General features: G+C 66.2%; 17 protein-coding genes. 11 read left to right on the forward strand and 6 right to left on the reverse strand.

The window, feature by feature from the left end:
- Positions 1–39: 39 nt before the first annotated feature.
- The 9 genes from cydD to SAHL_RS00285 all read left to right on the forward strand — a co-directional run bounded on the left by cydD (position 40) and on the right by SAHL_RS00285 (position 9,669).
- A complete protein-coding gene (gene cydD, locus SAHL_RS00245; protein ID WP_123589404.1) occupies positions 40–1,785 on the forward strand; it encodes a thiol reductant ABC exporter subunit CydD in 1,746 nt (581 codons plus the stop codon).
- Entirely contained in the window at positions 1,785–3,587 is a 1,803-nt protein-coding gene (gene cydC / locus SAHL_RS00250) for a thiol reductant ABC exporter subunit CydC (protein ID WP_184947072.1), read from the forward strand. The genes cydD and cydC overlap by 1 nt, the downstream gene beginning before the upstream one ends.
- Before the next feature lie 123 nt (positions 3,588–3,710).
- Positions 3,711–5,297, forward strand: coding sequence for a cytochrome ubiquinol oxidase subunit I (locus SAHL_RS00255; RefSeq protein WP_123589406.1), 1,587 nt, complete (start codon positions 3,711–3,713; stop codon positions 5,295–5,297).
- Between the two features lie 3 nt (positions 5,298–5,300).
- A complete protein-coding gene (gene cydB / locus SAHL_RS00260) occupies positions 5,301–6,434 on the forward strand; it encodes a cytochrome d ubiquinol oxidase subunit II (RefSeq protein ID WP_123589407.1) in 1,134 nt (377 codons plus the stop codon).
- A 19-nt stretch (positions 6,435–6,453) separates the two neighbouring features.
- A complete protein-coding gene (locus tag SAHL_RS00265; RefSeq protein ID WP_123589408.1) occupies positions 6,454–6,642 on the forward strand; it encodes a hypothetical protein in 189 nt (62 codons plus the stop codon).
- Positions 6,643–6,835: 193 nt separating this feature from the next.
- The gene (locus tag SAHL_RS00270; RefSeq protein WP_123589409.1) at positions 6,836–7,318 is read left to right on the forward strand and encodes a universal stress protein; all 483 of its coding nucleotides are present in this window, start codon (positions 6,836–6,838) and stop codon (positions 7,316–7,318) included.
- A gap of 416 nt (positions 7,319–7,734) precedes the next feature.
- On the forward strand, positions 7,735–8,157 hold the full coding sequence (locus SAHL_RS00275; protein WP_123589410.1) for a universal stress protein: 423 nt from the start codon (positions 7,735–7,737) through the stop codon (positions 8,155–8,157).
- Between the two features lie 546 nt (positions 8,158–8,703).
- Positions 8,704–9,186: a universal stress protein gene (locus tag SAHL_RS00280; protein ID WP_184947075.1), complete on the forward strand. Its 483-nt coding sequence runs from the start codon at positions 8,704–8,706 to the stop codon at positions 9,184–9,186.
- A 36-nt stretch (positions 9,187–9,222) separates the two neighbouring features.
- The gene (locus SAHL_RS00285) at positions 9,223–9,669 is read left to right on the forward strand and encodes a universal stress protein (protein ID WP_184947078.1); all 447 of its coding nucleotides are present in this window, start codon (positions 9,223–9,225) and stop codon (positions 9,667–9,669) included.
- Positions 9,670–9,716: 47 nt separating this feature from the next.
- Here SAHL_RS00285 and SAHL_RS00290 read toward each other — a convergent pair whose 3' ends face one another.
- From SAHL_RS00290 to SAHL_RS00300, 3 genes are all read right to left on the reverse strand, one after another.
- Positions 9,717–10,310: a pyridoxine/pyridoxamine 5'-phosphate oxidase gene (locus tag SAHL_RS00290; protein ID WP_123589413.1), complete on the reverse strand. Its 594-nt coding sequence runs from the start codon at positions 10,308–10,310 to the stop codon at positions 9,717–9,719.
- Positions 10,311–10,451: 141 nt separating this feature from the next.
- Positions 10,452–10,958, reverse strand: coding sequence for a single-stranded DNA-binding protein (gene ssb, locus SAHL_RS00295; protein WP_123589414.1), 507 nt, complete (start codon positions 10,956–10,958; stop codon positions 10,452–10,454).
- A gap of 36 nt (positions 10,959–10,994) precedes the next feature.
- The gene (locus tag SAHL_RS00300; protein ID WP_123589415.1) at positions 10,995–12,359 is read right to left on the reverse strand and encodes an MFS transporter; all 1,365 of its coding nucleotides are present in this window, start codon (positions 12,357–12,359) and stop codon (positions 10,995–10,997) included.
- Between the two features lie 246 nt (positions 12,360–12,605).
- Here SAHL_RS00300 and uvrA point away from each other — a divergent pair, with 246 nt between their 5' ends.
- Positions 12,606–15,587: an excinuclease ABC subunit UvrA gene (gene uvrA, locus SAHL_RS00305; RefSeq protein WP_123589416.1), complete on the forward strand. Its 2,982-nt coding sequence runs from the start codon at positions 12,606–12,608 to the stop codon at positions 15,585–15,587.
- Positions 15,588–15,877: 290 nt separating this feature from the next.
- Here uvrA and SAHL_RS00310 read toward each other — a convergent pair whose 3' ends face one another.
- The 3 genes from SAHL_RS00310 to rluD all read right to left on the reverse strand — a co-directional run bounded on the left by SAHL_RS00310 (position 15,878) and on the right by rluD (position 19,133).
- The gene (locus SAHL_RS00310) at positions 15,878–17,281 is read right to left on the reverse strand and encodes a PKD domain-containing protein (RefSeq protein ID WP_123589417.1); all 1,404 of its coding nucleotides are present in this window, start codon (positions 17,279–17,281) and stop codon (positions 15,878–15,880) included.
- A 149-nt stretch (positions 17,282–17,430) separates the two neighbouring features.
- The gene (gene pgeF / locus SAHL_RS00315; RefSeq protein ID WP_123589418.1) at positions 17,431–18,168 is read right to left on the reverse strand and encodes a peptidoglycan editing factor PgeF; all 738 of its coding nucleotides are present in this window, start codon (positions 18,166–18,168) and stop codon (positions 17,431–17,433) included.
- A complete protein-coding gene (gene rluD / locus SAHL_RS00320; RefSeq protein WP_416235840.1) occupies positions 18,165–19,133 on the reverse strand; it encodes a 23S rRNA pseudouridine(1911/1915/1917) synthase RluD in 969 nt (322 codons plus the stop codon). The genes pgeF and rluD overlap by 4 nt, the downstream gene beginning before the upstream one ends.
- A 234-nt stretch (positions 19,134–19,367) precedes the next feature.
- Between rluD and SAHL_RS00325 the strand changes: the two genes are divergently transcribed.
- On the forward strand, positions 19,368–20,264 hold the full coding sequence (locus SAHL_RS00325; RefSeq protein ID WP_123589420.1) for an outer membrane protein assembly factor BamD: 897 nt from the start codon (positions 19,368–19,370) through the stop codon (positions 20,262–20,264).
- Positions 20,265–20,308: the final 44 nt, after the last annotated feature.

The raw sequence follows: 20,308 nt of genomic DNA on the forward strand, positions 1-20,308 counted from the left end.
CCAAAGCATCGTTTCTTCGAGCCCATCGACGCTGCAACCATGTCCACAAGTAACCCATCCGCTGCCTGGCTCAAGGCCGAAAGCGAGGTCGTACGTCGCCCGGTCGGCCGCGCCATCGCGATCGAAAGCCTGGGCGGCGGCCTGCTCATCGCCCAGGCCGCGGTGCTCGCGCACGTCGCGAACGCGGTTATCTTCGCGGGCGCAGCGCTGGCCGACGTCACTGCCTGGCTGTTTGCTTTTCTGGCGCTCATCGCGCTGCGCGCCCTGCTCGCCTACGCCGGCGAACGCGCGCGTTTCGAGGCCGCCGCGACCATCAAGACCGCAATCCGCGATCGGCTTTTTCGCCAGATCGAAGCGCTCGGCATCGTCTGGCAACGGCGCATGGCCAGCGGCGATGTGGTGGAAACGCTCACCGACGGCGTGGAAAAACTCGAGGCGTACTACGGGCGCTATCTGTCGCAGACCGCGATCGCAGTGCTGTTGCCGATCGCGATCCTCGCGGTGATCACGCCCATCGATTGGCTGTCCGGGCTGGTCCTGCTGGCCACCGCGCCCCTGATCCCGGTGTTCATGATCTTCATCGGCAAGGGCGCCGAAAAGCTCAACCAACGCCAGTGGCGCCGGCTCGGGCTGCTGTCGGGGCATTTTCTCGACGCGCTGCAGGGCCTGACCACGCTGCGCATCTTCAACCTCGGCGCGCGCGAGTCGCGGCTGATCGAGCGCCTGTCCGACGACTACCGCCGCAGCACGATGGCCGTGTTGCGTATCGCGTTCCTGTCGTCGCTGGTGCTGGAATTTCTGGCCACGGTGAGCATCGCCCTGGTCGCCGTGCTGATCGGGTTCCGCCTGATGTGGGGCCAGCTCGGCTTTGAGGCGGGTTTTCTGGTGCTGCTGCTCGCCCCCGAGTTCTATCTACCGCTGCGCAATATGGGCAGTGTCTACCACGCCCGCATGGAAGCGATCGCCGCCGCCGAGCGCATGGTCGAGATCTTCGATGCGCCCACCCTCGAATGGCAGGGCACGCGCCGCGATGTGTTCGCCGCGGCGCCGCCGCGCCTGACGTTGGCCGGTCTGACCTATACCTATCCCGACAACGACGCCCCGGCGCTGGCCGGTATCGATCTCGCTATCGCGCCCGGTGAAACCATCGCGGTCGTGGGCGCCTCCGGCGCGGGCAAGAGCACGCTCGCGCTGGCCCTGCTCGGGCTGATCAAGGCCGACCACGGCGATCTTCGTATCGACGAAGTGCCGCTGGCCGATATCGCGATCGAGGCCTGGCACGAACAGCTGGCCTGGGTGCCACAACAGCCTCGGCTGTTCCACGCCAGCGTGCGTGACAATCTTCGTGTCGGCGGTGTGTCGGCCGACGATACGGCGCTCTGGGCCGCGCTCGAGCGCGCCCAGGCGCGTGACTTCGTCGCTGCCCTGCCGCAGGGCCTGGATACGCCGATCGGTGAACGTGGCCTGCGGCTATCCGGCGGCCAGGCCCAGCGCCTGGCCATCGCCCGGGCCTTCGTGCGCGACGCGCGTTTCGTGGTAGTCGACGAGATCAGCGCGCATCTGGACGCCGACAACGAGCGCCGTCTGATCACGGCACTGGCCGCCCTGGCCCGGGGCCGCACGATGGTGCTCATCGCCCACCGGCTGGCCAGCGTCATTCATACCGATCGTATCGTGGTGATGGATCGCGGGCGCATCGTCGAACAGGGCAGCCATGCCCAATTGCTTGCGCGCGGCGGCATCTATGCGCGTCTGGCCGCGGGTGCCGCGATGCTGGCCGCATGATGCACCGTCCCCGGAGTCTCGGCAGCGATCTACGCTGGTGGTGGCGTCATGCGCGCCCCTACGCCGGCTGGTTTGCGCTCGGTATCGGTGTATCGATCGTCACCGTGTCGGCCAATATGGCGCTGCTCGCCGTCGCGGGCTGGTTCATCGCCAGCATGGCCGCGGCCGGGCTGGCCGGCGTGGATATGAATTATTTCACCCCGGCGGCGATGATTCGCGGGCTGGCCATCACCCGCACCGGCGGGCGCTACCTCGAGCGGTTGATCACCCACGACGCCACGCTGCGCCTGCTCACCGGCCTGCGGGTGTGGTTCTATCGCCAGATCGAGCCGCTGTCGACGGTCGACCTGCACAACGGTGATCTGCTGGCGCGGGTGCGCTCGGATATCGACACGCTCGATCATGTCTATCTGCGCCTGGTTGCCCCGGTCATTGTCGGCCTGGTGTGTCTGGCCGGCGCAGGCGCGGTGATGTGGCTGTACAGCCCCGTGGTCGCATTGGTGAATCTCATTTTGCTCGGCATCGCGGGCGTCGCGCTGCCGGGACTGGTCTGTCATCTGGGCCGTCGCCCGGGTGCGGCCGCGGTCGATGATGCTGCACGACTCAAGGCGGCCTCGGTCGACTGGGTGGAAGGCCTCGGCGAGCTGACGGTGTTCGGCGCGGCGGCGGCCCGACGCACGGCCATCGGGGCGCTCTCGCGCGACTGGATCGCGCGCCAGCGAACGCTGTCGCGGCTCAACGGCCTGTCGAGCGCCGGCGTGCTGCTACTCACGAATCTGGCGATCGCCGGCACGGCGGCCGTCGTCGTCCCGCTGATCCGCAGCGGCGCGCTGCAGGCGGTGGACTTCGCCCCGCTGGTGATGCTCGTGATGGGTTGCTTCGAGGCCGTCGCACTCATGCCCGGGGCCTGGCAGTCGCTCGGCCAGGTGCGCGCCGCGACCGCGCGGCTGCGCGCGTTCGAGCATCGCGAACCGGCCGTTGCCGAGCCGGCCGACCCCGCACCCGCGCCGGCCAGCGACGCAATTCGGTTCGAGCACGTGGGTGCACGCTACGAGGCCACCGGCGCCTGGGCCCTGCAGGGCGTCAGCCTCGATATCACGCCCGGAGAGCACATCGCCATCGTCGGGCCCAGCGGCGCGGGCAAGTCGACGTTCGTGAATCTGCTGCTGCGTCTCGCCGACATCCAGCAAGGCGACATTGTCTGGGACGACCGCTCGCTCTCGGCGTACCGCGCCGCCGATCTGCGCGCACGTATCGCCGTCGTGCCGCAGCGCGTGTATCTGTTCCATACCAGCGTGCGCGAAAACCTGCTGGTGGGCGGGCCGCAAGCCACGGCACAACGGATGATCGCCGCGGCACGGATCGCCGGTATCCACGACGACATCGCGGCCCTGCCGGAGGGCTATGACACGATCGTGGGTGAAGAAGGCCTGCGCCTGTCGGGCGGTCAGATCCGGCGCATCGGTATCGCCCGGGCGCTGCTGCGCGACGCGCCCATGGTGATTCTCGACGAGCCGTTCGAAGGCCTTGACGCGGCCACCGCGGCGCGCCTCTGGGCGCGCCTGGAACGCCACCTGGCCGACAAGACGCTCATCGTGATCTCGCACGACATGGCTCGCGTACGTGCTTTCGCCCGGGTGCTCGTGTTCGAAAACGGCCGGCTGGTCGCCGACGGGGACCCCGCCACGCTCGCCGAGCGCTGCGATACCTACCGGCGCTTGACCCGGGCGCACTTCGCCCGCGACCTGCCGCCGGTGTCTGCACCCGCAAGCGCACCCCTGTCGATACGACGTCTCGCATGAGCCATCGACGCGCCCTCGATCGGCATTTGATCCAAATCAACGAGCGCTACGAACCGCCCGACTAATCTTCCCAAAGCCAAACCCGTCTGGTCGCCCCGACCGCCCGACAACGAGCTTCGACCCATGCAGGAACTGGAAACCGTCATCGCGCTCTCCCGCACGCAGTTCGCGGCGACCGCGCTCTATCACTATCTGTTCGTACCGCTCACGCTTGGCCTGTCCGTGCTGCTGGCAACGATGGAAACCATCTATGTCATCAGCGGCCGCGAGGTCTACCGCCAGATGACCCAGTTCTGGTCGAAGCTGTTCGCGATCAACTTCGCGCTTGGCGTGGCCACCGGTCTGACCATGGAGTTCGAGTTCGGCACCAACTGGTCGACGTACTCCCACTTCGTCGGCGACATCTTCGGCGCGCCGCTGGCGATCGAAGGGCTGATGGCGTTCTTCCTGGAATCGACGTTCGTCGGCCTGATGCTGTTCGGCTGGGACAAGCTCTCGCGCGGCAAGCACCTGCTCGTGACTTACATGGTCGCGCTCGGTTCGAATCTGTCGGCGCTCTGGATTCTCGTGGCCAATGCTTACATGCAGCATCCGGTCGGCTCGGAATTCAATCCGGCCACCATGCGCATGGAGCTGGAAAGCTTCACGGCGCTGTTCTTCAGCCACGAGGCCCAGGCCAAGTTCGTGCACACGAGCGTGGCCGGTTTTCTCACCGCGGCCATCTTCGTAATCGGCATCAGCGCGTTCTACATGCTGCGCAAGCGCCATATGGCGGTCGCGGTGCGCTCGTTCCGGGTCGCGGCCCTGTTCGGCGTATTCGCGAGTATCGGCGTGATCTGTCTGGGCGACGCGCTCGGCTTCATCAGCGGCGAAGGCCAGCCGAACAAGCTGGTTGCCATGGAAGGCCTGTGGGAAACCGCCGAGGCGCCGGCCGGCTTCAACGTGATCGCCTGGCCGGATCAGGAGGCGATGGAAAATCGCTTCGCACTACAGATTCCCTACGTGCTCACACCGCTGGTCACACACAGCTTCGACGGGACCATTACCGGCGCGCGCGATCTCGTACACCGTGCCGAGGTTCGAATCCGCGACGGGATTCCGGCGCTGGTCGCCCTCGAGACGCTTAGCGACAACCCGAACGATCGCGACGCCCTGCGTACGTTTCGCATTCACGGCGACAACCTCGGCTATGCCTTGTTGGTCAAACGCTATGCGCCCGATGTCACTCAGGCCACGCCGGAACAGATCACGCAGGCCGCACGCGACACGATCCCGCCCGTGGGGCCAGTGTTCTGGTCGTTCCGGATCATGATCGCCGCGGCCTTTTTGATGCTGGGTTTTCTAATTCTGGCCACGATCTATTCGCTGCGCGGCCAGATCACCGAAAAACGAACCTTCCTGAAAATCGCGCCCTGGATGATTCCGGTGCCCTTCATCGCCAACGAGGCCGGCTGGGTGGTCGCCGAGCTCGGTCGACAGCCGTGGACGGTCTACGGCCAGCTGCCGACCTGGATCTCGGCGTCGACTCATTCCGTCGGCTACATGATCTTCTCGCTGGTGGGCTTCGTGGCGATCTACACCATCTTCATCATCGTGGAAATGTTCCTGATGGTGAAATTCATCCGCAAAGGCCCGGACGACGGACCGCTACCGCCCGCCGAGCCCGCCGTCGCCGCCCCCGGTCACACGTCCCAGTGGAGCCAAGCCTAAGCCATGGAAATCTACATCGTTCTCAAGCTCGTCTGGTGGGCACTGCTCGGCGTACTGCTCATCGGCCTGGCGGTCATGGTTGGCATGGACATGGGCGTGGGCGCCGGCCTGCGCTACCTCGGCCGCACCGACCGCGAACGCCGCACCGTGATCAACATGATCGCGCCGCACTGGGACGGCAACCAGGTCTGGTTCATCCTCGGCGGCGGCGCCGTGTTCGCGGCCTGGCCGACGATCTACGCGACCGCCTTCTCCGGCTTGTATGTCGTCATGCTGGTGCTGCTGTGGAGCATGATCGTGCGCCCGCTGGGCTTCGAATACCGCAGCAAACTGCCCTCGCAGCGCTGGCGCAATCTCTGGGACGTGACGCTTTTCATTTCCGGCGCGGTGCCGATGATCGTGTTCGGCGCGGCCATGGGCAACATGCTGCGCGGCGTGCCGTTTCACTTCGAGTGGAACATGGTCTCCTACTACACCGGCAGCTTCATCGCACTCTTCAACCCGTTCGCGGTGCTTTGCGGGCTGATGTCGATCGCGCTCGCTCTCTATCAGGGCGGCGCGATGGTGATGAACCGCGGTACCGGCGTCATCCGCGAGCGCGCCTGCAATCTACTCACGATGGCCGGGCTTGGAGCACTCGTACTGTTCACGGTTTGCGGGCTGTGGGTATGGCTCATGCCCGGCTACGTGCTCACCGGCGGCGCCGAGCCGGCCGGCCCGGCCATGCCGCTGCGCAAGACCGTCCAAAAGGTGTCCGGCGCCTGGCTGAACAATTTCGCCGCCTACCCGCTGCTATGGCTGGTCCCGGGGCTGGTCTATGCGGGCGTGCTTGCGGGCATCGCATGCGCCCGTCGCGGCCTGTCTCATGTCGCCTGGTGGCTGGGGGCGCTGGCCTGGGCGGGCACGATCGGCACCGTGGGTACCGCGATGTTTCCGTTTCTCATGCCCTCGTCGACGAACCCCGGCCATAGCCTGACCGTATGGGACGCCTCCTCGAGCGCGACGACGCTGGGCTGGATGCTGGCGTTCACCGCCATCTTCATTCCGATCGTGGCGGTCTATACCAGCTGGGCGTTCTGGGTCATGCGCGGCAAGGTCACGCCCGAGACCATCGAACACGACGAACACGCCTACTAGCGCCTGTCAGGAGCATCTCATGAAAAACATTCTGCTGTTCGCGTTCTGGTTCCTTGTCGGCCTGATCACTCTGTTTCTGGCCATCGTCCTCGGCGAAGCCGGCGCATGGTATCTCGCCTGGGTGCTGGGCACGGTGATGATGATTCTCATCGCGGCCACCGGCACCGTGATTCTCGAGGTCGACGACGAACAAGATCGACCGTACTGACCGCGTCTTCGGCAGGGGGAGGCCGGGGTCGGCGGCGCAACGCGCCGTCGGCCCTTTTTTCGTGCGAATCGCAATATCTTCAATACCTTGAAAACCGGCTGTCTTAGCCGCGATGCGGGATTGATCCATATCAAGTCGCCGGCGGTGCAATCGCGCCAGACTCTTCTCGGACACACACACCGAAGAGAACGACATGCCGCGGACCATTCTCATACCGCTGGATCTCAATCAGGACGCTGCATTCGACAGCGTGTTCGCTGCCGCTAAAAACGTCGCCGGCGACGAATTCCCGAACCTGATCCTGCTGACCGTCATTCCCGAAATCGACGTCGGCGATTTTCCCTATGTCGACAAAGAATACGTACGCGATCTCGGCGAAAGCGCGCGCAGCCAGCTCGAACGCATCGGCCGGGAACGCCTGGGCGACAGCGCCGACTGGCAGATCGATATCCGGGTCGGCCCAATTGCGCGAACCATCGTGCTACGCGCCGATCACTTCGACGCCGACCTCATCGTGATGGCGTCGCACAACCCGGTGTTCTGGGATGTATTGCTCGGCAGCACCGCCAGCCAGGTCGTCAAGCACGCGCGCCACTCGGTGCTGATCGTGCGCCAGACGCAATCCGCGAAGACGCCGAACACCGAAGATACGAGTCGAGACGCCCTCGCCGGATGATGCCGATCCACCATCATCTGGCAGGCCGAGGGACCCGGATGAGAAGCACATATTCGTTCCGGCCAACGACCGCGTAATGCGAAGTTCAATCGCATCCGCTTCGTCAGTACGCGGTACTCGCGCGCCGGTATTCCCCCGCGCTGTCTTGGCTGGAAGTTGCGAAGGGCGCACAAGCCATGTCTTTTGCCGCGTCATCGACCCCCAGCCGCAAGCACGCCGAAGCGCAAAGCGTGGTCATCGCCAGGAAATGGAGCACGTCGACGACGTGGACCGGGAAAACACGGCAGAGATCGACCTGACAGCGCGGACTACCCCGCCCATTTCCACGAATTCCATATCCAGAAGAATCATCCAGCCATTAATTCATACCTTTCATCTTTAGAACAAATCGAATAACCGAAAAACAGGGCAACCCAATGAAAAAAAGGATATTGATTCCGATAGACCTCGAGCACGAGCCCGTCTTCGACGGACTGTTTGCTACAGCCTTGGAGTTTCTCGATCCCGACACTAGCGAGATAATGCTCCTCACCATCGTGCCGCAGCTTCATCTTGGCTATTTCCCTTCCATAGAACACCGCTACATGCAAAAACTCATTGCAGAAACCCAGCGGCGGCTTGACGCCCTGGGCCATGAACGCCTTGGCGATGGTTACAATTGGCAGACACAAGTAGAAGCGGGCGATCCGAAAAAGCGGATCCTCAATAGCGCAGATGCACAAAATGTGCAACTAATCGTTTTGGCCTCGCATAATCCGCGCAATTCGGACATTATCTTTGGCAGCGTGGCCGCTTACGTCGTGCGCCATGCACACCGATCAGTTCTAGTGGTTCGATAACCCCTGGCTTAGCCGATAGCTGGGCACCATGAATATTCAGTGACTTCGTTGAGGTGGGCGCGTGCATCCCGGAATAGCTTCAACGCACACTCTCTCCCCGGCTCTTCGATAGATGAGCCACTGGTGCATTCGTGCCTTAAGAATCAAATCATAAGATGACTGCAACACCTGTCCTACGAGAGGTTGGCTGCGGCGCTTACCTAGGCCCGGGGCCCGAGGCCGGCTTTAACGGTGGCGGCGCACCGCATGAACGGCGCCGCGCTGTACCACGCTGATGGTGCTTGTCGGGGCGACTGGCACGCAGATCCTGAAGGTGGGCGATGATCGGCAAGACCGATATCGCGACCGGGGCCGAAAGCCGACCGCGCGGGGCGCTGTCGGCTTTTCGTTCAGACTCGACTGGTCCGGGCCAAAGATTGCCTTCCTCGTCGGTACTACGCGACGCGTCGGCCTCCTTATCGGATCGATACGATTGATCTATATCAAATGGTCGCCACCCCAAGCGAGTCATGCTTCTCCTCGACACATACGCATCAGGAGATCGACATGTCGCAGACCATTCTCATCCCCCTGGACCTCGACCAGCCTGCCGTGCTGGACAGTGTATTCGCGGCCATCAACAACATTGTAGGCACGGAATCCGCCCGGTTGATTCTGCTTACCGTGATTCCTCAAGCCGAAGTCGGCGACTTTCCTTACGTGGGTACCGAATACGTCAAGAAACTTGGCGAGAGCGCACAGAATCAACTCCTGCGCATCGGCGCGGATCGCCTCGGCGACACCCTCGAATGGCAGGTCGATGTCCGCGTGGGTCCGGTTGCACGAACCATCGTACGGCGTGCCGATCACTTCGATGCCGACCTGATCGTGATGGCGTCGCACAACCCGGTGTTCTTGGACGTACTGCTGGGCAGCACCGCGCGCGACGTCGTCAAGCACGCGAGGCGTTCCGTGCTCATCGTACGTCAGGCCGAGGCCGAGGCAGCGCCTGCGTTCGACGAGGTCAGCCACGATGCCCTGGCCGATTGAATTCGATCCGACCAAGCCGCACGCGGAGAGTTCATGATGAAAAATCGAATACTCGTACCGATCGACCTGTCGCATGATGCGGCGTTCGACCTGATCTTTTCCGCTACCAGTACACTCGCGCGACAGCATTCAGCCATATTGCACCTCGTCACGGTGGTCCCCGCCGAACTGGCGGCCTGGCCATATGTGCCGCGCGGTTTGGTGGATGACGCCCGAAAGCAGGCCGAAACCCAGATCTCCGACATCGCCGCGCTTGAATACCCCGAGGACGTGACCTGGGAAAGCGAAGCGATCGTGGGACCGATCGCATCGACGATCATCCAGCGCGCAACCGATCTCGGCGCCGGGCTCATCGCCATAGCCTCGCACGACCCGAAATTGACCAGCCTGCTGCTCGGTGGCACCGCCGATCGCGTGGTACGACGTGCACATTGCACCGTGCTGGTACTGCGCTCCAGCCAAGGCTGGAACTGGTCGAACTAGACGGATCCGCTGCGCCGCGCCCGGCTGACTCAGACGGGCGCATTTCTTCAGGGCTCCTGAATAGCTTGCTGCCAGCCACCATCCGGCGCGCGTTCGAACAAATAGCGTGGCCGTGCCCGATGCCATCCGGTCGACCAGAACTCCAGGCGCGTTGGCAACAGGCGATAGCCGATCCAGTTGTCGGGCTGCGGTATGCGTTCAAAGCTGTAGCGGTCACGCGCCTGCTTCAGCCGAGCATCGAACGCGTCGAGATCGCCGAATACCGCATGCTGATCGGAACTACATGCCACCAGCGTGCTTTCGCGCGATCGCTGTGACCAGAGCCGCTGCGCGGCCGCATCCTCGAGAACCTCGACAACGCCCTCGACATTCACCTGCTGCTGAAGGCCGCGCCAGAAGAAACAAAGCGCGGCATGAGGATGCCAGCGCAGCTGTACGCCCTTGCCGGCACGGGCGTTTACAAAGAACACGAGGGCATCGTCATCGAGCTGTACATAGACGGTCCGGACACTCGGCCGCGACAGGCACGGATCGACGGTGGCGAGCGTCGCAGCGTGGGCATCGCGCTCCCCTCCCGCCCTGGCCGACTCGATCCAGTCCGCCAGATGACGAATCGGGTCGGAGATTTTGCAAGCGTTCATGGCAGAACATTTCGCTGGGGAAGAACCGAAACGCGATTCTCGATCATCCCGGGCCTGGACCGTTTGATATGCATCAATCGCGGCCCAACGAAAAAAGCCCTCGCGGGCGAGGGCTTTCTATACGTGGGCCGCAGCGTCGGCCTAGAATGGGATATCGTCGTCCAAGTCCTCGTCGAACCCGGGATCGCCCGCCGGCTGACGTTGCGGCTGCTGATGCTGGGGCTGGCTCTGGCCACCGCCGTCGCCGCCGGAAGGCTGGCGCTGCTGGCCGCCTCCGCCACCACCGCCGAAGGGCGCGCTGCCGCCACCCTTGGAGTCGAGCATCTGCATCTCGTTGGCGACGATCTCGGTGGTGTAGCGATCCTGGCCGTCCTGACCCTGCCACTTGCGGGTCTGGATGCGCCCTTCCACGTACACCTTGGAACCCTTGCGCAGGTATTCGCCGGCCACTTCGGCCAGCCGCGCGAAGAACACCACGCGGTGCCATTCCGTACGCTCCTGCATCTCGCCGGAGCTCTTGTCGCGCCAGCTGTCCGAGGTCGCGACATTGATGTTCGTGACCGCGGTACCGCCCGCGGTGTAACGCGTCTCCGGGTCGGCCCCCAGATTGCCGACGATGATCGCCTTGTTCACGCCCCTGCTTGCCATAACACGCTCCGTCGATGATTGCCTGTCGCGCCGGTATCAGGCCTGCGCCGGTCGCTGGGCGAACCGTGCGAGATCGTCTTCGCCGACGACCGCGCTGTCCACCTTGAGATAGATTACGCCATCCTCGGGCACGGCGACGGCCTCGATCACGCCGGGTTCCGCCCGCAGACGGTCGGCCCTGTCCCGCGCCGCGTCCGGCTCCATGTCGGCCACGTTGACCATGTGACTCTTGGCGAAACGCGGTGGCGTCATGGTGACCGCCACGAAGAACCAGATCAACGCCGCGAGGGCGGAGAAGATGAACACGCCCTCGGGGCCGTCCAGACCGTAGGCCCAGCCGCCGACCGTGCCGCCGATGAAGATGCCGAAGAACTGGGAGCTGGAATAGACCCCCATCGCGGTCCCCTTGGCCTCGGCCGGCGCGACCTTGGAGATGAGCGACGGCAGGCTCGCCTCCATGATGTTGAAGGCGGCGAAGAACAGGGTGAGGACCACCACCAGCTCGACCAGGCTGGCGTGCCAGATCAGCAGCGCGACCTGGGTGAGGCCGAGCGTGACGATGGCGCCGACGAAGACCGCCTTCATCTGCCGCTTGGCCTCGGCGAGGATGATCATCGGCACCATGATCACGACCGAGGCCGCCAGCACCGGCAGCCACACCATCCACTGCCGCGACTGGGGGATGCCGATGATGTCGTGAAGGACATTGGGCAACGCGATGAAGCTGGCGGTGAGAATCGCGTGGAGGGCGAAGATGCCAAAATCCAGCCGCAGCAGCTGGGCGTCGCCCAGCACGCGCGAGAACAGCGCCGGCACGGTGCCCGTGTCTCGGTGGCTCTTGAGCTGCGCGGGCTGCGGCGTCACGCCGAACAGCACGCCGATGCCGGCCACCGCCATCAGGGCGGTCAGCCAGAAGATCCCCGGCACCCCGATCACCGCGTCCAGCAGCGGCCCCAGCACCAACGACAGCGCGAACGACAGACCGATGGTCATGCCGATGATCGCCATGGCCTTGGTGCGCTCGGTTTCCCGGGTCAGGTCCGCGCCGAGGGCCAGGATGACCGAGCCCACCGCGCCCGCGCCCTGCAGAACGCGCCCGAGGATCACGCCGTGGATGGTGCCCGACATCGCGGCGACCACGCTGCCGGCGGCGAAGATCAGCAGGCCGATCGTGATCATGCGCTTGCGGCCGATGCGATCGGAGAGCATCCCGAAGGGAATCTGCAGCAGCGCCTGGGTGAGCCCGTAGGCGCCCAGCGCGAGGCCCACGGTCAGCGGCGTCGAGCCGGCCAGGTGCTCGGCGTAGAAGGTGAACACCGGATAGATCATGAACAGCCCGAGCATCCGCAGGGAGAAGATGCCTGCGAGAGAGAACGCTGCCCGGGTCTCGGTGCTGGTCATAGGGCGCCCTGGTGGAGCGTGATGGGTTCAGGGCCGGACTACGCATCGGCGAACGATCGCGACGCGCACCGCCGGCTCCACCGCCCGCCTCGGCTCGAAGTGCGGGCGGGCATCGACACCGCCTGAAGCGACGCCGCCGAACGGTCGCGGAGTCTAGCACAGCGCCGTCTCGGCCGGCCTTGTGTAATGGATTTTCGGCGCCACGTATACTCGCCCTCTTGATCTTTGCCCGGTGGTCTTTTCCGCATGGAAAGCCATATCCGCATACGCGGCGCGCGCACGCACAATCTCGTCAATGTCGACGTCGACCTGCCCCGCGATCAGTTGATCGTGATCACGGGCCTGTCCGGCTCCGGCAAGTCGTCGCTCGCCTTCGACACCATCTACGCCGAGGGCCAGCGGCGCTACGTCGAATCGCTGTCGGCGTACGCGCGCCAGTTCCTGTCGATGATGGAGAAGCCGGACCTGGACTCGATCGAGGGCCTGTCGCCGGCGATCTCCATCGAGCAGAAATCGACCTCGCACAACCCGCGCTCCACGGTCGGCACGGTCACCGAGATCCACGACTATCTGCGCCTGCTGTTCGCCCGCGCCGGCACGCCCTTCTGCCCGAAGCACGGCGAACCGCTGGCCGCGCAGAGCGTGTCGGAGATGGTCGATCAGACGCTGACCAAGGAGGCCGAATCGGCCTGGATGCTGCTCGCCCCGGTGATCCGCTCGCGCAAGGGCGAGCATCGCGAGATCTTCGAGCAGATGCGCGGCCAGGGCTTCGTGCGCATGCGCGTCGACGGCGAAATCATCGAGCTCGACGAAGGCGTGCCGGAGCTTGACCCCAAGAAGAAGCACGATCTGGAAGTGGTGGTCGATCGCTTCAAGGTGCGCGACGGCATCCAGCAGCGTCTGGCCGAATCGTTCGAGACCGCGCTGCGGCTGTCCGAGGGCATCGCCTGGATCATGCCCTGGCGCGGCGAAGGCGAGCCGGAGGTGTTTTCCTCGCAGTTCGCCTGCCCGGCCTGCGGCTACTCGATCAACGACATGGAGCCGCGGCTGTTTTCCTTCAACTCGCCGCACGGCGCCTGCTCCGGCTGCGACGGGCTGGGCTCGCAGAGCGTGTTCGACGTCGACCGCGTAATCACCGACGACAGCCTGAGTCTGGCCGGCGGCGCGGTGCGCGGCTGGGATCGCCGCAATCCCTATTTCTTCGGCCTGATCGAATCGCTGGCCGAGACCTACGACTTCGACGTCGACCAGCCCTGGCACGATCTGCCGGAGCAGGCCCGGCAGGTGATCCTGCACGGCTCGGGCGGCAAGAAGATCGAGTTCCGCTACGTCAACGCCCGCGGCAACACGCGCCGGCGCCGGCATGCCTTCGAGGGCGTGCTAGACAACATGCAGCGCCGCTACGCCGAGACCGATTCCATGGCCGTGCGCGAGGAGCTGGCCAAGTATCTGTCCGACAAGCCCTGCCCCACCTGCAACGGGGCGCGGCTCAACGAGGCGGCCCGGCACGTCCGGGTGGCCGACCGCACGCTGCCCGATATCAACGCCGCGAGCATCGCCGAGGCCCACGAGATCACCGAGCATCTGGACATCCCGGGCCACCGCGCCGAGATCGCCCGGCCGATCCTCAAGGAGATCAACCAGCGCCTGCGTTTCCTGCTGGACGTCGGCCTCGACTATCTGACCCTGTCGCGCAGCGCGGAGACGCTGTCCGGCGGCGAGGCCCAGCGCATCCGGCTGGCCAGCCAGATCGGCGCCGGCCTGGTCGGCGTGATGTACGTGCTGGACGAGCCCTCGATCGGCCTGCACCAGCGCGACAACCGGCGCCTGCTGAACACGCTCGAGCGGCTGCGCGACCTCGGCAACACCGTGATCGTGGTCGAGCACGACGAGGACGCGATCCGCGAGGCCGACTACGTCGTCGACATGGGCCCGGGCGCCGGCGACCACGGCGGCCACGTCATCGCCCGCGGCACGGCCGCGGAGATCGAGGCCAGCGAGGACTCGCTGACCGGGCAGTACCTGTCGTCGCGGCTGACACTGCCCATACCGGCCGAGCGCGTGCGCTACGACAGCGCTCGCGAGATCCGCATCCAGGGCGCGCGCAGCAACAACCTCAAGAACGTCTCCACCAGCCTGTCCATGGGGCAGCTGACCTGCATCACCGGCGTCTCCGGCTCGGGCAAGTCCACGCTGATCAACGAGACGCTGTTCCCCGCCGCCGCGCGTCAGGTCAACCGCGCCGTGGCCCGGGCCGCGCCGGTGACCGCGATCGAGGGTCTGGAGCATCTGGACAAGGTCATCGACATCAACCAGGCACCGATCGGGCGTACGCCGCGCTCCAACCCGGCCACCTACACCGGCCTGTTCGGCACCATCCGCGAACTGTTCGCCAACACCCCCGAGGCGCGGGCCCGCGGCTACAAGCCGGGCCGGTTCTCGTTCAACGTCAAGGGCGGACGCTGCGAGACCTGCCAGGGCGACGGCGTGATCAAGGTGGAGATGCATTTCCTGCCGGACATCTACGTCACCTGCGAAACCTGCCACGGCGCCCGCTACAACCGCGAGACGCTCGAGGTCCACTACAAGGGCAAGACCATCGCGGACGTGCTCGACATGCGGGTAGAGGCCGCGCTGGATTTCTTCTCGCCGGTGCCGAGCCTCAGGCGCAAGCTCGAAACGCTGATGGACGTGGGCCTGTCCTACGTCAAGCTGGGCCAGAACGCGACCACCCTGTCCGGCGGCGAGGCCCAGCGAATCAAGCTCGCGCGCGAGCTGTCCAAGCGCGACACCGGCCGCACGCTCTACCTGCTCGACGAGCCCACCACCGGCCTGCACTTCCACGACATCAAGCAGCTGCTGGCGGTGCTGCTGCGCCTGCGCGAGGCGGGCAACGCGGTGGTCGTGATCGAACACAACCTGGACGTGATCAAGACCGCCGACTGGCTGATCGATCTGGGGCCCGAGGGCGGCGACGGGGGCGGCGAGATCATCGCCACCGGTACGCCCGAGGACGTGGCCGCGGTCGAGGCCTCCCATACCGGACGCTTCCTCAAGCCGATGCTGGGCGCGACCCGGCCGGGCACCGGCCACAACACCAGCGGTGACGACAAGCCCACCGGCCTGCCGCCCCGGAAGGACCGCAACCAGAGCAAGACGTCCCAGACACGCAAGCGCAGCGCCACGGGCGCGAGCAGCACCCGCGGCAAGCGACACACCTCGACCTGAGCGGCGGCCGGCGCGCGGACGCGTCTCGCGCGCACGCCGGCCTGACACGACCGAGACGCTACGCCGGCAGGGGCGGCGTGTCGGCAGAGCCGCCACGGTGCCCGCATCGCGAGGCGGCGAACCGAACAGCGGCGCCGGAGAGCCACAGCCTGTCGAGGCACCGGGGCGTTCAGCTCCGGGCGCCTCGGACGCGCATCGCACGAGTCGCCAAGGCCATGGCCGCGGGCCCGCGCCACAGTCGGTACGAGCGGCGAACCGTCCGCCGGCGACGACGGCTCGCCCCGCCCGATTCAGTCGGCGTCGGTCAGGTCGACCCGGAACGTCAGCCGATAATCCTCGCCGGTCTCGCGGACCGTGAACATGAAGTCGAAACGGTACTCGCCCGGCACCGCGATGTTCTCGGCAATGGTCGCGAACGCGAGCGAGTCGCCGGCCACGACCGTGTCGCCGCTGGCCAGGCCGTCGACGGACAGGTCAGGCTCGTTGCCGTCACTCGTGCTGCGCACGACCTCGTAGCGAAGATCGTCGATCGTGTAAGCCTGACCGACCGCCTCCAGGCGGAAGCGACCGACACGGAGGCTCCCGAGCGTATTCGCGCCATCCGGAATCTCGGTGATGGTCAGCTGCGACGCGAAGATGTTGGCGTCGATAGCCGTATAGTCGGGCGATCCGTCGACCGGATTACCGCGGTCTACGGACAACACCAGAACCGGCCCGGCGCTGACCGTCGCACGATCGGTATCGCTCGCCTGGCCGTCCGAGACCGTCAGTTCGACGATGTAGTCCCCGACCGCGTCGGTGGTCAGCGACGGCTGTGCGTCGTTGGGGTCAGCCAGGCTTGCGGCACTGTCATCAGGACGGGAGACGATCCGCCAGTCGTAACTCAGGTCGTCCTCGTCGGCGTCGCTGCTGCCGCGGCCGTCCAGCGTCGCGGTGTCGTTGACCGACACGTTCCGGTCGGGACCGGCGTCGGCGACCGGCGCACTGTTGGCCGTGGACGCCGTGACGGTCACCCGATCCTCGCGGCTGTCGCGTTCCCCGTCGTTGACGACCAGCGACAGCGTGTAGTCGCCGGCCGCTTCGGCCACGAAGGCCGGGGTGGCAGCGTTGGCGTCGTCGAGCGAAGCGGAGCTTCCGGACGGCTGCGAGACGAAGGCCCAGCGATAGCTCAGATCATCGCCGTCGGCGTCCCGGCTGCCGGTGCCGTCGAGCGTGACCTCGGCGCCGGTCTTCACGGCCTGGTCGGCCCCGGCGTCGGCCGAGGGGCGCGTGTTCCCGGAGGTCGCGGTGACGGTGACGCGATCGGTCGCTTCGTTACCCCGGCCGTCAGCGACCGTCAATTCGGCCACATAGGTGCCGTCGGCGTCGGCCGAGAACCGAGGCGTCGCGGTGTCGCCGTCGGCGATTTCGGCGTCGCTGTCATCCGGAGTCGACACCAGCCGCCAGGCGAACTCGAGGCTGGCGTCGTCGCTGACGGTACTGTCCGAGCCGTCCAGCGTGACCGTGGTGCCGGTCACGACATCGCGGTCGTCGCCCGCATCGGCGTTCAGGGTGGCATTCGGCTCGCCGGGATCGGCGCCGTCGTTGCCGTCGTCGTCATCGTCACTGCCGCCGCCACCACCGCCACCGCATCCCGCGAGCGCGAGAACCAACAGCGCAAGGACGCACCAGCGCGATATCCGATCGAACACCATGGACAACCCCCCGTTGATCGCAGCCGAATGCTGCACTACGCGTATTTATTCACGTTAAACACAGGATTACAACAGGATCGCGTGCAAGCATTATCTGTCGTACGGCCGGTGGCGCGGCCATGCGGCCACGGTGCCGTTTTCGCGCAGCCTCAACCCACGGACCACACCAGGCTCGCCATGCGGCCGGTCTGCGGACTGCGCCTATAGGAGTAGAAGCGCTCCGGATCGTCGATGGTGCACAGCCCACCCCCGTGGATCGACGCCACCCCGGCGCGGCGCAGACGCGCACGCGCCAGCGCGTAGATGTCAGCAAGATATTTGCCGGGGGCGGCCGCGGGCGTGAAGGCGGCGGCATCGTCGGCCCAGTGGTCGCAGAAGACAGCGCGAACCTCGGCGCCCACCTCGAAATTGTGCGCACCGATCGCCGGGCCGAGCCAGGCCAGCAACCGTTCCGGCGCAGCCGGCGACGCGGCGACGGTCGCCTCCAGCACCCCGGCCGCCAGTCCGCGCCAGCCGGCGTGAGCCGCGCCCCAGCAGGTGCCCTCCCGATCGCAGAACAGCACCGGCAGGCAGTCCGCCGTGAGCACGGCACAGACCGTCGATGTCGCCGCGCCCACACTTGCATCGGCCTCACCGGCCACCGCCGCATCGGCGTCGACGACCCGGGTGCCGTGCACCTGGTACAGCCACGCCGGCGCGCCGGGCAGCGCCAGTTCCGTCTGCAGGCGATCCCGGTTCGCGGCGACCGCCGCGGCGTCGTCGCCGGTCCGATCGCCAAGATTGAGGCTGTCGAAGGGCGGCGCGCTGACGCCGCCGGCCCGCAGTGTCGTGCCCGCGCGTATCGAAGCCGGCGCCGGCCAGTCCGCTGCCAGGAAACCGACGCTCATCGCACCGACGCCTCGGCATCGGCGGCCAGCGCGTCCAGCAGGCCTTGGAAATCGGCCGGGCGTTCGGCCTGCCACTGCATGGCCTCGCCGCTGATCGGATGCGTCAGGCCCAGGGTTCGCGCGTGCAGCGCCTGGCGCTTGAATCCGCGCAGCACCTCGCTGAAGGCCGCGCTCGCGCCCGGCGGCAACGCCAGTCGTCGGCCGTAGACCGGATCGCCCAGCAGCGGATAGCGCACGTGGGCGAGGTGCACGCGAATCTGGTGCGTGCGCCCGGTCTCGAGCCGGCAGCGGATATGGGTGTGCGCGCGGTAGCGCTGGATGACGCGATACTCGGTGATCGCTTCGCGGCCCTCCTCGCGCACGGCCATGCGCTTGCGATCGACCGGATGGCGGTCGATGGGCGCATCCACGCGCGCGCCCGCGGTCATCACGCCGACGGCCACCGCCTCGTATTCGCGCTTGACCGTGCGCTCGGCGAGATCGGCCACCAGCTGCCGGTGCGCGGCGAAGCGTTTTGCCACCACCAGAACGCCGGAGGTGTCCTTGTCCAGCCGGTGGACGATGCCCGCCCGCGGCAGCGCCGCCAGTTCCGGGTCATGATTGAGCAGCGCGTTCTGCAGCGTGCCGTCGGCGTTGCCCGCGCCCGGATGCATCACCAGCCCGGCCGGCTTGTCGATGACCAGCAGGTCGTCGTCCTCGTAGAGAATCTCGAGCGCGATGGGCTCCGGGCGGACGTCGCCATCGTCGGCCTCGGCGGGCACGAACAGCCGCACGTGCTCGCCGCCGGCGACCGGCGTCTTGGCCGGCGGCGTGGCGCCGTCGACGGTCAGCGCGCCGTCGGCCAGCCAGCGCTGCAGGCGCGAACGCGAATAGTCCGGCAGCAGGTCGGCGAGCGCGCGATCCAGCCGCCGTCCGGCGTACTCGGGCGGAATGGGCGCATCGAAATCCGGCATGCGCGTAGTCATCGTCATGGTTGATTCACCGTGGGCCGCTTCGCAAGCGGACATGGAACGAGCGAGCCGCCCCGGCACCCCACCGCAGGAAGGCTGCTGGCGCCCGGGTGCGGCACGTCATCGCCGCGGCCCGCCGACCGCCGATCCGGCGCCGCGGCGGGCGCGTATGACTGCGGCGGAGCTTGACCGTTATACTCCGCGCTTGTTTTCAGACTATCCGCGCCCTTGGGCGCGCTCGGGGCTGGCATGCGGAATATCGCTCTCGCGTTTTGTATTCTACTCGTGCTGCTCGCCGCAGGCTGCGGCGGCGACAAGGGTATCAACGAGACCGGCTACAGCGACGAGCCGCTGATCGACCGGGAAGGCAACAAGCTCGATTCCGCCGACGCCGAGCGGCTGTACGAATCCGCCCGCGAGTTCATGATCGACGAGCAGCCGGATCGCGCCCTGCGTCTGTACGCCGAGGTCCAGGCCCGGTTTCCGTTCTCGCCCTACGCCGCCCAGGCGGAACTCGAGTCGATCACGGCCCACTACCGGGCGCAGCAGTACGAGGCCGCGGTGTCGGCGGCGGACCGGTTCATCAAGCAGCGTCCGCGCAATCCGAACATCGACTATGTGTACTACCTGCGCGGGCTGTCCAACTACAGCCGCAACGACAGCGGCCTTCTCGGCGGCGATCCGGACAAGCGCGACACGCGCTTTCTGGAACAGTCGTTCACCGACTTCAAGCTGCTGATCGAGAACTATCCGGACAGCGTCTACGCCAAGGACGCCCAGCTGCACATGGTCGACATCCGCAACCGGCTGGCGGAATACGAGATTAACGTGGCGGAGTACTACCTGCGCCGGCGCGCCTACGTGGCCGCGAGCCGGCGCGCCGAGGGCGTGATCGAGCGCTTCCAGGGCTCGGATTCGGTGCCGCGCGCACTGGAGATCATGGAGGAGAGCTACGCCCAGCTCGGACTTGCGGATCTGGCCGAGGACACCCGCGCCATCCTGCAGACCTCCTATCCCAACTACATCCTGCACCGCGACGAGTTCTATCGGCAGCGCGCCGGCGAAGAACCGGCCTATGAACTGCCGGACATGGGCAGCGCCTCGGCCGCCGGCGGCAGCCCGTCACAGGACGACGACAGCGACTAGCGCGCCACCGCCCGGCGCCGCCGACGCGTCGGGCGTGATCGGTC

It is taken from the genome of Salinisphaera orenii subsp. halophila YIM 95161, from assembly GCF_003732545.1.
Lineage (GTDB): Bacteria > Pseudomonadota > Gammaproteobacteria > Nevskiales > Salinisphaeraceae > Salinisphaera > Salinisphaera orenii_A.

Coding starts and splice junctions, on each gene's coding strand:
- SAHL_RS00325 (WP_123589420.1), top strand. CDS start 19,368: ATGCGGAATATCGCTCTCGCGTTTTGTATTCTACTCGTGCTGCTCGCC.
- cydB (WP_123589407.1), top strand. CDS start 5,301: ATGGAAATCTACATCGTTCTCAAGCTCGTCTGGTGGGCACTGCTCGGC.
- SAHL_RS00270 (WP_123589409.1), top strand. CDS start 6,836: ATGCCGCGGACCATTCTCATACCGCTGGATCTCAATCAGGACGCTGCA.
- ssb (WP_123589414.1), bottom strand. CDS start 10,958: ATGGCAAGCAGGGGCGTGAACAAGGCGATCATCGTCGGCAATCTGGGG.
- SAHL_RS00310 (WP_123589417.1), bottom strand. CDS start 17,281: ATGGTGTTCGATCGGATATCGCGCTGGTGCGTCCTTGCGCTGTTGGTT.
- uvrA (WP_123589416.1), top strand. CDS start 12,606: ATGGAAAGCCATATCCGCATACGCGGCGCGCGCACGCACAATCTCGTC.
- SAHL_RS00275 (WP_123589410.1), top strand. CDS start 7,735: ATGAAAAAAAGGATATTGATTCCGATAGACCTCGAGCACGAGCCCGTC.
- cydD (WP_123589404.1), top strand. CDS start 40: ATGTCCACAAGTAACCCATCCGCTGCCTGGCTCAAGGCCGAAAGCGAG.
- SAHL_RS00285 (WP_184947078.1), top strand. CDS start 9,223: ATGAAAAATCGAATACTCGTACCGATCGACCTGTCGCATGATGCGGCG.
- SAHL_RS00280 (WP_184947075.1), top strand. CDS start 8,704: ATGTCGCAGACCATTCTCATCCCCCTGGACCTCGACCAGCCTGCCGTG.
- cydC (WP_184947072.1), top strand. CDS start 1,785: ATGCACCGTCCCCGGAGTCTCGGCAGCGATCTACGCTGGTGGTGGCGT.
- rluD (WP_416235840.1), bottom strand. CDS start 19,133: ATGACTACGCGCATGCCGGATTTCGATGCGCCCATTCCGCCCGAGTAC.
- SAHL_RS00300 (WP_123589415.1), bottom strand. CDS start 12,359: ATGACCAGCACCGAGACCCGGGCAGCGTTCTCTCTCGCAGGCATCTTC.
- pgeF (WP_123589418.1), bottom strand. CDS start 18,168: ATGAGCGTCGGTTTCCTGGCAGCGGACTGGCCGGCGCCGGCTTCGATA.
- SAHL_RS00265 (WP_123589408.1), top strand. CDS start 6,454: ATGAAAAACATTCTGCTGTTCGCGTTCTGGTTCCTTGTCGGCCTGATC.
- SAHL_RS00255 (WP_123589406.1), top strand. CDS start 3,711: ATGCAGGAACTGGAAACCGTCATCGCGCTCTCCCGCACGCAGTTCGCG.
- SAHL_RS00290 (WP_123589413.1), bottom strand. CDS start 10,310: ATGAACGCTTGCAAAATCTCCGACCCGATTCGTCATCTGGCGGACTGG.